The following is a 12904-nucleotide window of genomic DNA, read 5'->3' as shown; positions in this document are numbered from 1 at the left end:
CTGTTCTCCCCGAGGAACGGCATCGATTGAAGGAGCACTCGCTCGACTCTGGCTTTCCGGCGGCCAGTTGATGCCTTCCCCGTCGTGACCTGGCCTCTCCCTATCCGGACAAGGAACAGTCCTCACCCATGACCAGCTCATGTGTACAGCGGGTCTGCTGCACGATCGGGTGACATCTGAACTGGCTTGCCCTGTGGGGCAGGTGGGAAGGATGTCGCTGTGCCCAAGCCCTATCCGGAAGAGTTCCGCCAAGACGTCGTGCGGGTCGCGAGGAACCGTGACCCGGGTGTGACGGTCGAGCAGGTGGCCACCGACTTCGGGGTCCACCCGATGACGTTGTGGAAATGGATGCGCCGGGCGGACATCGACGGCGGGGCAAAGCCCGGAACGACCAGCCAGGAGAGCGCACAACTGCAGGAAGCACGTCGGCGGATCAAGCTGCTGGAGCAGGAGAACGAGGTCCTGCGCCGGGCTGCGGCCTATCTGTCGCAGGCGCATTTGCCGGGAAAAGGATCTACCCGCTCGTGAAGGAGCTGGCCGTGGACGGGGTGCCCGTCACGGTGACGTGCCGGGTGCTGAAGCTCGCGAGACAGCCGTACTACCGCTGGCTCGGCAAGCCGGTTGCCGACGCTGTCCTGGAGGAGGCATATCGCGCGAACGCGCTGTTCGACGCCCACCGCGACGACCCGGAGTTCGGCTACCGGTTCCTGGCCGATGAGGCACGTGGTGCCGGGGCCGGCATGGCCGAGCGCACCGCGTGGCGGATCTGCCGGGACAACCGCTGGTGGAGTGTCTTCGGGAAGAAGCGTGGCCGGGGCAGGAAGGCCGGCCCGCCGGTGCACGGTGATCTCGTGAGCCGCAACTTCACCGCCACCGGCCCGAACCGGCTGTGGCTCGCCGACATCACCGAACACGCCACCGCCGAAGGTAAGTTGTACCTCTGCGGCGACAACGCGGCCATGGAGTCCTTCTTCAGCCTGCTGCAGAAGAACGTCCTCGACCGCCGGAGCTGGACCACCCGAGAGGAATTGCGGATCGCGATCGTGACCTGGATCAAGAGGACCTACCACCGACGCCGCAGACAGACCTCGCTGGGCCGGATGACCCCCATCGAATACGAGACCGTCATGACCACACCGGCCCTCCAGGCCGCGTGATCGAACCTGTCACCCAAACCTGCAGCAGACCCGGGCGGCGAATGGGGACTGTAAATAGAACGGCCCTGTCTCGCTTTCGGTGGTGACGGAGAGTCGTGAGGGGCCGTTGATATCCGCGTGAAGGATGTCAACGAGCTTGTGCAGATGGTGTTCTCAGGGCTGCCCCCGCTGGTCATCGAGGATGCGGTCGACGAGGGTGAGCGGATCGTGGTGCGGGCACGGACTCCGCAGGACACCGCGGTCTGCCCGGTGTGCAGGGCGTCGTCAGGGCGTGTGCACGGCTATCACTGGCGGACGGTGGCCGATGTACCGGTGGACGGCCGCCGGGTGGTGGTCCGTGTACGGGTGCGGCGCCTGGTGTGTCCCACGCGCGGCTGCCGGCACACCTTCCGCGAGTAGGTGCCCGGAGTCCTGGAGCGATACCAGCGCCGCACAACCCGTCTGGCCAGTCAAGTCAAGGCCGTGGTCAAGGAGTTAGCGGGCCGGGCGGGGGCACGCTTGCTGGCGGTACTCGCGATGGGCCTATCGCGTCACACGGCCCTGCGCGCCCTGTTGCGCATCCCGCTGCCCGCTGGGCGGGTGCCCCGCGTGATCGGCGTCGACGACTTCGCTCTGCGACGCTTTATCTTGAGCCGATCACTCGTGCAGGGCTGTGACCTGCTCTGTCTCGTCGAGGACGGTGTCGTTCACGAGACAGAGCTGGAGTTCGTGGGTGGCGTCAGCAGGGTCCGATCGTGACGGAAATGTGTCGTGGTGTGGTCGGTTCTTCGAGGACGGGGAGGCCGGCGGCTCTCAGTTGCCCGAGTGCGTAGGCGAGTTGGCGGCGGAGCCGCTGGTTGTCCTTGGTGAGGTCGTGGTTGCGGGTCAGGGCGATCTCCAGTCGTTGGGCCAGCGAGGCTTCGCTGCCGCGTTGCCGTGCGGGCGCCTGCGTCGGCAGTGGGCGACGGTCAAGGGCTCGCAGGCGTTCGATCTCGGCTCGGAGGTCGGGCTGGGTGTAGAGCCAGGAGCGGGAGACGTCCGCGGCTCGTGCGACCGCTTCGAAGGTCACCGGGGCGCCGGCGATGTCGAGTTCCCGCAGGGTTCTGATGGTCTTGGCGCGGGTCAGCTCGTGGCGCCGACGAGCCGAGACCGCGAGGTGGGAGCTGTTATCAGCCCGCATCGGAGACCACCTCCCCCGTGGGGTCGTTGTCCTGATCGAGTGCGGTGATGATGCGGTCGAGGTTGCCGAGGACCTTCTCGTTCATCTCGACGAGCCGCTGCTGGCCGCGTGCCTCGGCGGCGGTGACGATCTGGAGAACCTCCTCGCGTTGCCGCCGGTGCTGGGGCAGGAACTCTGGGGTCGTGATGAACATCGGGCAGGTCAGGCAGGCGTTCGCATGTGGACAGGTCTTGATCACCGGCAGTCCGCAGTAACCGTTGGGCAGGGCCTGGGTGGCGCGACCGACGCGCTGTTTGGCCCAGGCGGCCTCGGCGAGCGGGCCATCAGGGTCGAGCGTGACTCTCTCGCCGTTGATGTTGACCTTGCGTGCCTTCTCCCAGTGACGGCGGACGGTGGTGTCGTGCAGCCGGGCATAGTGAGCGGTCATCTCGTGCGAGTCGTGATCGAGAATCTTGCGCACGACTTCCTGTGGGACGTCACGGTTGATGAGTCTGGTGCCCAGGGTGTGGCGCCACTGGTGCGGGGTGAGGTGGACGGGGCGGCCGTGCTCGTCGCGGACGTCGCAGCGTTCCAGCCAGGGCGTGAGAACTTGACGGTAGGTGCCGCCGTTCATCGGCTCGGTGCCGTGGACGTTCTTCAGCTTCCTGGGGAAGAGCACCGGGATGCCGGACGGCCAGCGTTCGAGGAGCCGTTGCTGCTGGTCGCGGATGTCCTGCTGGAGTTCCTCGTCGATCGGGACGAGCGCCTCGCGGTTCATCTTGTGGTTGAGGTAGCGCAGGTAGGGGGCGCCGTCGGCGTCGTGCGCGAGGCAGTCGAAGGGCAGCCGGGTGGCGTCCTTGAGGCGGAGTCCGCAGCGCATCAGGATGAGGGTGATCAGCCGGTAGGCAGGGTCCTGCCAGCGGTCGAGGTTCGCGGGGTCCTCGACCTGGGCCATGACGTGCTCGGCCAGGGCTCTCGGCAGGCGCTTGGTCTCGCGCGGGACGTCCTCTGTGAACAGCACGGCGTCCGTGGGCAGGGTTGTGTCCCAGTGGTGACGGCGGATGTCGGTGAGGAAGATGCCGAGCTGGCCGATGATCCGCTGGTGGTGGTGTGTGCTGCCGCCCAGGCCGTGCAGTTCGGCAAGGTAGCGTTCCAGCACCGCGCGGTTGACCTTCGCCAGGCCGGGGATGCCCAGTTCGGGGCGGGCGAGGAAGGAAGCGAAGCGGGTGACGGCCGCGAGTCCGGCCCCGATGGTGGCGAGGCTGAGTCCGCAGGTCAGGCGCCATCGCGTCCAGCGTTTGGCGAGGTCTTTGATCCAGGGCTGTTCGATCGCGGTGAAGTGCAGGTGGGCCAGGGTGCCGGTGATGCCGAGGTTGCGCAGGCGCCAGACGTCTCGGGGGTATTCAACGTCCCAGCCGGCGCCGTAGTACAGGTTCTCCACCTCTCGTCGGGCGTAGGAGAGGAAGGCGCTGGATGCCTTGCGGGCGCCGGGGGCCGTCCGCAGCCGCTCGCGCCAGAGCTGTTCGGGCCACTCCAGCAGGGAGTTCATGCCGGTGGCGGCGAGGACGTTGATCGAGTGCCGGGCCAGTTTGGGGGTGAGACGTGCTTGCTGTTCGTCGCGCCGCTGTTGCAGGACGTACTGCATCTCCAGCCGCATCCGCGGCGGCAGACAGAGGAACGCGATCATTTCGCAGTGGTGCGGGGCGGACTCGAGGGCCGTCGTGAACTCCTCGATGTCCGGGCGGCCTGCCACCCGCCACCGTTCCGAGTGCGACACACACAGTGGAGCGTAGGCGGTGGACCACAGCTCGCAGCCTGCAATCCGGCACTGGCCGTGCGGCGCCGGCGTGGTCACCGGTCGCCGGGAGGAGAGCCAGGCTGTGACCTCGGGGCGGCCCGCCCGGTGCCACTGGCGTACGTGTGCGACGCAGAGGCCGGTGCTGTTCCTGCCGTATCCGCAGCCCTCGAACCGGCAGGCCGGCAGAGCACCGTGCCCGCGCAGAGAGGCGGACGTCGCCGCGGCGAACTCGCCCTTGTCCGGGCGGCCTTGGTTGTTCCAGCGCTGGTAGTGCCCCTCACACAGATCGTGCAGCCGGGCCGCCCGCCGACAGGCGCCGACCTGGCAGGCGACACCGCCGAAGACCGGGTCGGACGGTTCGATGAACCAGACGTCGGCCCGCGATTCGGGACGGACCACCGCCATCAGCTTCTCCCGAAGTCCGCCCGGATAGTTCCAGGACACGGGCTCGGCGCCCGAGGCATCGCTCCGACTTCCAGTCACAGGACGACCTCCCGTCCGGTGAACCAGCCGGCTTCCTCCAGCGTGCGGCGGGCGTCCTCGACGGTCAGGTGTCCGTAGACGTCGAGCGTGGTGGTGATGTCGGCGTGCCCGAGGATCTTGGAGACCACCTCGATGGGCACCCCGTCGCGCAGCATCCGGGTCGCTGCCCCGTGCCGGAACCAGTGTGGGTCGAAGTCGATCCCGGTGGTGCGGCGTACTCGCCGGACCAGGTCGTAGACGGCGGCGTAGGACAAGGGGCGGCCCTGCGGATGGGCGAAGAGGTTGACGAAGACGTAGTCGGAGTCGAGGTCCCCGTACTCGCCGTGCAGGTAGTCGGCATACAACCGGACCAGCTCGGCGCTGACGGGGATCTGGCGAGGCTGACGGGACTTGGTGCGGGCGCCGTTGTCGTTGAGGCGTGGGACGACGGACAGTTCGCGTTCCGCGGCACCGATGTCCTCATGGCGCAGGCCGAGCGCCTCGCCGATCCGCACCCCGCTTTCGTGCAGCACCGCGAACAGAAACCGGTCGCGCAGCCGGGTGCACGCATCCAGCACGGCCTGGGCCTCCGCTGCCGTCAGCACCCGGGGCAGCTTCTTGGGGGCCTTCAGGCTGATCGTGCGGCGAGCAACCGGACCGCCCTTGCTGACATGGTGCAAGAACGGTTTCCATGAGCCGCGATGCCGTCGGGCCGGCTGCCAGGTGATCAGCAGTTCGCCCAGGTCGTCACCGCGTCGGGCGGCGTGCTGGTAGAACGCGGAGAGCGCCGAGAGCTTCCGGTTCACCGTCGACTCCGCGCAGTGTGCCTCGACCGACGGCAACACCGTCACGTTGCCGCCACGGGCGCGGGGTGGGCGGCGCAGCCAGGCCACGAACTCGCCGAGGTCCTCCAGCCGTACCTCGCGCCAATCCAGATCATGTTGGGCCAGGAAGCCGAAGTAGTCCTTGAGATCGTGCGCGTACGCCTTCACCGTGTTCGGCGACCGCTCGATGTCCGTCAGGTACGACAGGTACCGCTCGATCGGCGCTACCGGTACGTCGTCGTCACCCAAGACCGTCCACGATTCCTGCCGCGTCATCGGCGACACGACACGCTGAACCAGCATGTTCCCTCCCGGAGTTCCGTGTGCTGGACGGCCGCAGATAACCACGTCCACCACGGAGAACACCGAGGCTCACGACACCGTGCACAACATCAAGGACGCCCTTCGGGCGGCTCAAGATAAGCAAGGGAAAGCGGTATGCAACCATCCTGATCGATGCCGCGAGCGGACAGCGCATCGACGTCCTGCCCGACCGGAAGATGGGGTCGGTCACCGCGTGGCTGCGCGAGCATCGCGGAGTGGAGATCGCGTGCCGGGACGGAGCCTCGGACTTCGCCCAAGCCGTCACCGACGCCGACCCCACAATGGTGCAGGTCATGGATCGCTGGCACCTGTGGCACGGCCTGGCCGAGGCGGCCTGGAAGGAAGCCGCCGCTCACAGCGCCTGCTGGGCCAAGATCGGCCCGCCAGTGTCCGACGGCCGACGGGCCGCGACCACCCGCGAACGCTGGCACCAGGTGCACCAGCTCCTGGACGCCGGGGTGGGACTGCTCGACTGCTCCCGCCGGCTGAACCTCACGTTGAACACCGTCAAACGCTATGCCCGCCACCCCGAACCCGGGCAGATGGTCCGGGCCCCGGCCTACCGGCCCACCCTGGTCGACCCCTACCGCGAGCACCTGCGCGCCGGCGCCGGGCAGAGAACCCGGCCGTGCCCGTCACCCCTCTCCTGCACGAGATAAGGGAACTCGGCTATCCCGGCAGCGTGAACCTGCTGGTCCGCTACATCAACCAAGGCCGCGTCGAAGCCGACCACGCCGCCCTCCCCCCACGCAAGGCCACCGGCCTCCTCCTCGCCGACCCAGCCCGCCAGCGTGTCGAGCAACGCGTCCTGCGTGACCAACTCACTGCAGTCTGCCCGGAGATGACCTCCCTTGCCGCCCTGGTGAGCGAGTTCGCCCTCCTGCTGTCCCCTTCGCCGCACAACGCCAAGGCCCTGACCGGCTGGATTGCCCAGGCCCGGGACACCGACCTGCCCTTCCTGCACTCCTTCACCACCGGCCTCGAACGCGACCGTGCTGCCGTCGACGCGGCACTCACCCTGCCTCACCACAACGGACGCACCGAGGGCGTCAATAACAAGATTGAACCCTCAAGCGCCAGACCTACGGCCGTGCTGGCCACCGCCTCCTACGCCATCGCATCCTGCTCAGCTGACACTCCAGCGGGCCGCGATCAACGGCTACGAAAATCTTGGAAGACTCGTTAATCAGACACTCCCCCTCGTCACCAACCAAGTCCGTGCCTACGACCTGTTGCGTATGTTCGGACGCGAGGGGCGCCCGACTCCGCTGGGTGCGGCGTTCGCGGAGTACGGGCGGATCGCGAAGACCGAGCACCTGCTGCGGATGGTCGGCCCGGTGGACGACACCTACCGGCGGCAGATGAACCGGCAGCTCACCGTGCAGGAGTCCCGCCACGAGCCGGCCCGGGACGTGTGCCACGGCAAGCGCGGCACCATCCACCAGGCGTACCGGGACGGGATGGAGGACCAACTCGGTGCGCTCGGACTGGTCCTCAACACCATCGTGCTGTGGACCACGAAGTACATCGACGCCGCCGTCGCCCAGCTTCACGCCGAAGGCCGCGAGATCCGGGACGAGGACATCGCCCGCCTGTCCCCGCTCAAGCACCGCAACCTGAACCTGCTCGGCCGCTACAGCTTCACCGCCTCCACCCCGGCCGTCGGCGCCCTGCGTCCGCTGCGCGACCCGGATGCCCCGGAGCTGGACGAAGACGACGACGGCGGGCAGGAGTGAGTATCAGGAACCGATCGGATCAATCCGTGACGGGCAGGCATTCGGCGAGCAGGGTGACGATGTCATGCCAGGCTCGCTGTGCGTGCCGTGGGTGGTAGCCGACGCCGGGAGGCGCGGTGTGATCGACCGGTGGATGGTGGAACGCGTGAAGGGCTCCTCCGTACACCACGAGGCGCCAGTCGACGCCCGCGGCCTGCATCTCTGCGGTGAACGCCTCTCGTTGCGCGGGCGGCATGATCGGGTCTTCCGACCCGACCCCGGCCCATACCGGGCAGCGAATGCGTGCCGCCTCGCCCGGTCGGCCCGTGGTCAGTGCGTTGACTGTCCCGATCGCGCGCAGGTCGACGCCATCGCGACCGAGTTCCAGTGCGACTGCGCCCCCGGTGCCGTAGCCGACGGCGGCGGTCCGGTCGGGGTCTGCCCGTGGTTCGGCACGCAACACGTTGAGCGCGGCGTGACCGATTCCTCGCATGCGGTCGGGATCGGCGAGCAGCGGCATGCAACGGGCCAACATTTCCTCTGGGTCTTCCAAATAGCGTCCGCCGTGGAGGTCGAAGGCCAGCGCCACGTACCCCAGCTCGGCCAGAGCCTCGGCCCGCCGGCGCTCGACATCGCTGAGCCCCATCCCCTCGGGTCCGATCAGGACTGCGGGCCGGCGCTCGGCACCGGCCGGGAGCGCGAGGTATCCGATCATCGTCAGGTTGTCGGCCGGGTATTCGACCGTACGGGTTGTGACCGTCGTCATGCGACTGGACGGTAATGACCGTTGCGCCCGCTCGGTGTGGTGTTCACCGATGGCAGACAGCAGTCTGTCCCGACTACATCGCCCGGACGCGTCGGCTGCCTGTCGTCAAACGACCGATTGACGACACCTTGAGTAAGAGGGGTGGGCATCTCGGTCTGTCATTACCTGCGGAGAGCTCCGCGCTCCCGCCCCCTTGGAGAATGCCTCGTGCGGTTCTCCTCGTGGTGCCGGTTCGGCAACCACAGTTGATCGCCGACAATGATCCCGACGGGCAGGAGAAGATCGTCAAGTTCTCCACCCTGCTGACCAGCGCGGTCATCCTCCACACAGCCCTGGACATGATGGGTGTGATCCGGGACCCGGTCGCCGAGGTCGGCGACCTATTGATCAGAAACTCAAAGGGTTCTCGTCCAGGACGTAGCGGACGCGCGGGCCGCCGAAGTAGCCTCGCACAATGTGTGGTTGACGCTGACGTCTGTGGAAGAATCTGCGGGTTTCGGCAGCGAGTTCGGCCTGGTTCCTGGCCCGGTGGGTGTGGGGGCAGGCTGCGTTTGAGGTCAGCGTTTACCAGCTCGTCCGGGTTCAGCTCGGGTGAGACGAGGGCAGGAAGTGGGGCTCGATCCGGTCCTGGTGGCCGACGAGCCAGGCCCGGACCGTCTTCGAGGGGTGGGCCGAGTGCCGGTCGACGATCAGGTGGATCTTCCGGTCGAAGTGCCCGACGATCCGGGCGAGGAAGCGGCACACGACCTTCGCATCGAACGACTCGGTGAAGACCATGAAGTGCATCCGGCCGCGGGTGCTGATCGCGGACATCGCGTTCACGGAGAACCGGTTCCCGGTGCGACGGACGATGGGAGTCGTGCCTTTGGCGCCCCAGGTGCGGCCGGTGACCTGGTCCGAGCGGATCCCGACCTGGTCAGCGAAGAGGACTTCGCCATTCTCCGCCTTCGCCATGGCCCGGATCGCCGGCCAGGTCTCCTCGTGCCGGACCCGGACCGCTTCCATGTCCTGCTCGACCGCCCGCTTGTCCGGACGCTGGAAGGTCAGCCCTCAACGCTTGGGGTACTTGCCCATCCCGGGCTCGGTGAAGCGGACCCCATACGGCTTGAAGATCAGCTCACCTATCTGCCGGACACCGCCAGCAACCGCGCGGCTCTTGCGCATCCGGCGACCGGGCCCGCGCATCCCCCCCACCGGATCACTCACGCACCGTCAACAAGCCTGAACAAAGCGTTTCGGATCGATAGGTCACCTATTGGCCGACGCTGAGCAGTGGGTGGTGCGGTTCGACGCCCGGCCGGGAGACGCGGGTCACATTCGTGCGTGTCACAGGGAGTCGGGCTGTCTCGTCTCAGGGGGTGTAGCCACTGACGAGCACTGAGGAGCAACACCATGGACGCGCGACTGAACTTCTTCGCCAGCCCGACCGTCGGCAAGGCCCTGAAGCACATCATGGCGGCGGGCAAGGTGATCAAGGACTCGCCGCTGCCGGCCGCGACGCAGGAGCTGGTGGCGCTGCGCGTGAGCCAGATCAACGGCTGCGCCGTCTGCCTCGACATGCACACCAAGGAGGCCGCAGCTGCCGGCGAGACCTCGGTGCGGTTGAACCTGGTGGCGGCGTGGCGGGAGGCCACGGTCTACACCGAGGCCGAGCGTGCCGCGCTGGAGCTGGCCGAGCAGACGACCCGGATGACGGACGGGGCCGCGATCCGGGTCACCGACGAGGTGTGGGCGAATGCCGCCAAGCACTTCGACGAGGAGCAGCTCACCGCCCTGGTGCTCCACATCTCCTTCATGAACATGGCGAACCGGATGAACGCCGTCACCCAGCAGCCGGCCGGTGACTACGTACCCGGGCAGTTTCACTGAACGACGTCAGCAAACGGCTCGGGGTCCCGCTGCGGGCCCCGAGCTGGTAGGCGTTGCCCTGGCCTGCCGGCCTGCCTGATGATCATCAGGAGATGCCTGCCCGGCGCGCACGGCCGGGTGGGAGGGGTTCAGGGGGAGGGGATTCGGCGTGAGCAAGGTCGAGGAGTTCGAGGAGCTGCGGCCGCTGCTGTTTTCGATCGCCTATCGGATTCTGAGCAGTGTGGGTGAGGCCGAGGACGCGGTGCAGGAGACGTGGCTGCGTTTCGATGCCTCGGCGACCAAGCCCACGTCGACCAAGGCCTTTCTGTCGGCCACGGTGACGCGGATCTCGATCGACGTGCTGCGCTCCGCGCGGGTCCGGCGCGAGGAGTACGTGGGCCCGTGGTTCCCCGAGCCGCTGCTGAGCGATCCGTACCAGAATCCGGCGCGGTCGGCAGAGCTGGCCGACTCGGTGTCGATGGCGGCGCTGCTGCTGCTGGAGCGGCTCAGCCCGCTGGAGCGGGCGGTGTTCGTGATGCGGGAGGTGTTCGCCTTCGGGTTCGACGAGATCGCCGCGGCGGTGGGGCGTTCGGAGGCGGCATGCCGGCAGCTGCTGGTGCGGGCGCGGCGGCACATGGAGGCCGGTCGGCCACGGTTCGGGGCGGACCCGCAGGAGCGGCAGGAGCTGGCCACGCGGTTCTTCGACGCGCTGAAGGACGGCGACGTGGGCGGGCTGCAGGAACTGCTGGCCGCCGACGTGCAGTTCGTCGGTGACGGCGGCGGCAAGGCCCCGCAACTGGCCAAGGCCCTCGTGGGCGCGGAGAACGTGGCCCGGGTACTGGGCACGGTCTTCCCCTGGCTCATCCGGATCGACGTGACGTGCGAGCCGCACGAGGTGAACGGCCAGCCCGGCGCGATCTTCCGCGACCGGGACGGCAAGGTGCTCCACGCCCTGGCCCTCGATGTGCTCGACGGGCAGATCCAGACCATCCGCGCCGTCATCAATCCCGACAAGCTCGGCCACATCGGCCCGGTTGCCGACGCCTGGGCCATCGACCGCAAGCTGAAGCAGGCCCGGCGGCGCTCGAACTGACCCCGGGAGCGGGAGCGGGCCGACCTCTCATCGGCGCCCGCCGGGCGGCCCTGGCCGGCGAAGGACCGTCGCTGGCCAGCGTCAACCACACATCGTGCGAGGCTACTTCGGCGGCCCGCACGTCCGCTGCGTCCTGGACGAGAACCCTTTGAGTTTCTGATCGATAGGCGATCTTGGTCGGCAAGGTGTTCAGGTGTGTGCTGATCTTGTGCCGGACGACTTACAGAACGGCTCTCGTCGGCACCCTGTACGCGCTGCGGACCGGTGTTGCCTGGCGCGACATCCCCGCCGAGACCGTGGGCTGCTCCGGCGTCACGGCCTGGCGCCGCCTGCGGGACTGGACCGAAGCGGGCGTCTGGCCACACCTGCATTCCACCCTGCTGACCGAACGGCGCCGCACGGACTCGCTGGACCTGGACGACTGCGCCGTGGACGGCTCCCATGTCCGGGCCCTGAGGGGGGGAGCATGTCGGCCCCTCGCCTGTCGACCGCGCCCGCCCCGGTTCCAAGCACCACTTGATCGTCGACCGCCACGGAACCCCGCTCGCAGTCACGCTCACCGGCGGCAACCGCCACGACGTACCCAACTCCTACCGCGGCTGGGCGCCGTCCCGCCGATCCGGGGCCTGCGGGCCCCCCGCAAGCCCCGGCGCCTGTACGCCGACCGCGGCTACGACTTCGACAAATACCATCGCCTGCTGTGGAAGCGCGGCATCAAACCGCTGATCGCCCGACGCGGCGTCGCCCATGACTTCGGACTGGGAAAGGTCCGGTGGGTCGCCGAGCGCGCGTTCGCCTGGCTGCACCAGTTCGAGCGACTCCGCACCCGCTACGAACGACGCGCCGACCTTCACCAGGGCCTGGTCGAACTCGCCTGCAGCATCATCTGCCTCCGGCGGCTCCGGACGGGATGCCGAAACGATCAGTAAGGGCGCGCGAGCCCGTCGAGCCAGTGCCCAACCAGGCCCCGTACGGTCTCGGCGCACTCCACCTGCGGGTTGTGCCCGGCGGCATCGAGCACCGTCGCCGCCATCCGGGGGTAGAGGTCGAGCAGGGCCAGCTGGTCGCGCCAGCCCACCAGGGCGTCCTGCCGGGTGGTGACCAGCAGATGGCGCCCGCGGTGCGCGGGGGTCTGGTGCTCCGGCCAGTGCGGCAGTAGGAAGTCGGTCTCCAGCTCGGCGGCGGCCGCCTCGTCGTGGGCCCGCCAGCCGGGCAGCACGTATCGCTCGAAGAGCTCCCACCTGGGTTTGTCCAGGCGGGCCATGACGTGGCCGAAGAGCTCGCGGTCGGCGGCCGGGAGGCGGTCGAGCAGTTCCTCGTCGCGCTCCAGTACCGTTTCCCCGGGCAAGGTCCGGTCGCCGCCCCAGCACACCACTGGCACCAGCAGCGCCGAGCCGAGGACCTGCTCCCCGTACCGCGCCGTCACCGCCCGGGCCAGCTGACCGCCGAAGGACTGCCCGACCACCGCGAACGGGCGGTCGCCCAGCTCGGCGTCGATCCATTCGAAGACGGCTCCGGCCAGGGCGGTCGCCGAGGTCGGGCCGGGCAGCCGGGGGCTGGCGCCGTGGCCGGGGAGGTCGAGGTAGAGGCGCCGCCAGCCGGGGCGGGCGGCGAGGGCGGGTTCGAGCGGGAGCAGGACGTGGTGGTCGACGGTGTAGCCGTGGATCAGGACGAGCGGAGTGCCGTCGCCGAATGCGGTGTGCCGGATGGCGGAGTCGGTCATGGCCACAGCCTCCGACCTTGACACTCGTGTCAGGGTCAAGCGGCAGTTTCGAGCCA

The 12904-nt window shown here is 68.4% G+C and carries 10 protein-coding genes and 4 pseudogenes; 8 read left to right on the top strand and 6 right to left on the bottom strand.

Annotated elements, in window-relative coordinates; all coding sequences use genetic code 11:
- The first annotated feature begins 219 nt into the window (after positions 1-219).
- Positions 220-1157: pseudogene (locus ACMATS_RS37355) on the top strand (transposase).
- A 144-nt stretch (positions 1158-1301) separates the two neighbouring features.
- A pseudogene (locus tag ACMATS_RS37350) lies at positions 1302-1778 on the top strand (transposase family protein); the annotation flags it as partial.
- A 97-nt stretch (positions 1779-1875) separates the two neighbouring features.
- Here the strand turns inward: ACMATS_RS37350 and ACMATS_RS37345 are convergent.
- Genes ACMATS_RS37345 through ACMATS_RS37335 form a run of 3 tightly spaced genes read right to left on the bottom strand, consistent with a single transcriptional unit; the run spans position 1876 to position 5682 of the window.
- The gene (locus ACMATS_RS37345) at positions 1876-2316 is read right to left on the bottom strand and encodes a DUF6262 family protein (protein WP_414166350.1); all 441 of its coding nucleotides are present in this window, start codon (positions 2314-2316) and stop codon (positions 1876-1878) included.
- Positions 2306-4576, bottom strand: coding sequence for a tyrosine-type recombinase/integrase (locus ACMATS_RS37340; RefSeq protein WP_414166351.1), 2271 nt, complete (start codon positions 4574-4576; stop codon positions 2306-2308). Before ACMATS_RS37340 ends, ACMATS_RS37345 begins: the two co-directional genes overlap by 11 nt.
- Positions 4573-5682: a site-specific integrase gene (locus ACMATS_RS37335; protein ID WP_414166352.1), complete on the bottom strand. Its 1110-nt coding sequence runs from the start codon at positions 5680-5682 to the stop codon at positions 4573-4575. Before ACMATS_RS37335 ends, ACMATS_RS37340 begins: the two co-directional genes overlap by 4 nt.
- 116 nt (positions 5683-5798) lie before the next feature.
- Here ACMATS_RS37335 and ACMATS_RS37330 point away from each other — a divergent pair, with 116 nt between their 5' ends.
- The 3 genes from ACMATS_RS37330 to ACMATS_RS37320 are packed head-to-tail and all read left to right on the top strand — an operon-like array spanning position 5799 to position 7439.
- On the top strand, positions 5799-6362 hold the full coding sequence (locus ACMATS_RS37330) for a transposase (RefSeq protein ID WP_414170867.1): 564 nt from the start codon (positions 5799-5801) through the stop codon (positions 6360-6362).
- 23 nt (positions 6363-6385) lie between these two features.
- Positions 6386-6889: a transposase gene (locus tag ACMATS_RS37325; protein ID WP_414170567.1), complete on the top strand. Its 504-nt coding sequence runs from the start codon at positions 6386-6388 to the stop codon at positions 6887-6889.
- Entirely contained in the window at positions 6834-7439 is a 606-nt protein-coding gene (locus ACMATS_RS37320) for a Tn3 family transposase (protein WP_414170866.1), read from the top strand. The genes ACMATS_RS37325 and ACMATS_RS37320 overlap by 56 nt, the downstream gene beginning before the upstream one ends.
- A 19-nt stretch (positions 7440-7458) precedes the next feature.
- Here the strand turns inward: ACMATS_RS37320 and ACMATS_RS37315 are convergent, their stop codons facing one another.
- Together ACMATS_RS37315 and ACMATS_RS37310 are read right to left on the bottom strand one after the other, a co-directional pair.
- Entirely contained in the window at positions 7459-8184 is a 726-nt protein-coding gene (locus ACMATS_RS37315; protein ID WP_414170566.1) for a dienelactone hydrolase family protein, read from the bottom strand.
- 387 nt (positions 8185-8571) lie between these two features.
- Positions 8572-9312 (bottom strand): annotated as a pseudogene (locus tag ACMATS_RS37310) (IS630 family transposase); the annotation flags it as partial.
- Between the two features lie 264 nt (positions 9313-9576).
- On the opposite strand from ACMATS_RS37310, the gene ACMATS_RS37305 reads away from it, so the two are divergent.
- The 3 genes and pseudogenes from ACMATS_RS37305 to ACMATS_RS37295 all read left to right on the top strand — a co-directional run.
- Positions 9577-10053 carry a carboxymuconolactone decarboxylase family protein gene (locus tag ACMATS_RS37305; protein ID WP_390779303.1) on the top strand — a complete coding sequence of 159 codons (477 nt, stop codon included), beginning with the start codon at positions 9577-9579 and terminating at the stop codon, positions 10051-10053.
- Positions 10054-10201: 148 nt separating this feature from the next.
- Positions 10202-11125 carry an RNA polymerase sigma-70 factor gene (locus ACMATS_RS37300; protein ID WP_390779304.1) on the top strand — a complete coding sequence of 308 codons (924 nt, stop codon included), beginning with the start codon at positions 10202-10204 and terminating at the stop codon, positions 11123-11125.
- Between the two features lie 224 nt (positions 11126-11349).
- Positions 11350-12054, top strand: a pseudogene (locus ACMATS_RS37295) (IS5 family transposase); the annotation flags it as partial.
- Here the strand turns inward: ACMATS_RS37295 and ACMATS_RS37290 are convergent.
- Entirely contained in the window at positions 12048-12848 is an 801-nt protein-coding gene (locus ACMATS_RS37290; protein WP_414170565.1) for an alpha/beta fold hydrolase, read from the bottom strand. The pseudogene ACMATS_RS37295 and the gene ACMATS_RS37290 overlap by 7 nt on opposite strands.
- Positions 12849-12904 lie beyond the last annotated feature (56 nt).

The organism is Streptoverticillium reticulum (assembly GCF_047456005.1).
Lineage (GTDB): Bacteria > Actinomycetota > Actinomycetes > Streptomycetales > Streptomycetaceae > Streptomyces > Streptomyces reticulum.
The sequence above is the reverse complement of the archived record's forward strand: the minus strand, read 5'-3'. Positions and strand labels throughout refer to the sequence as shown.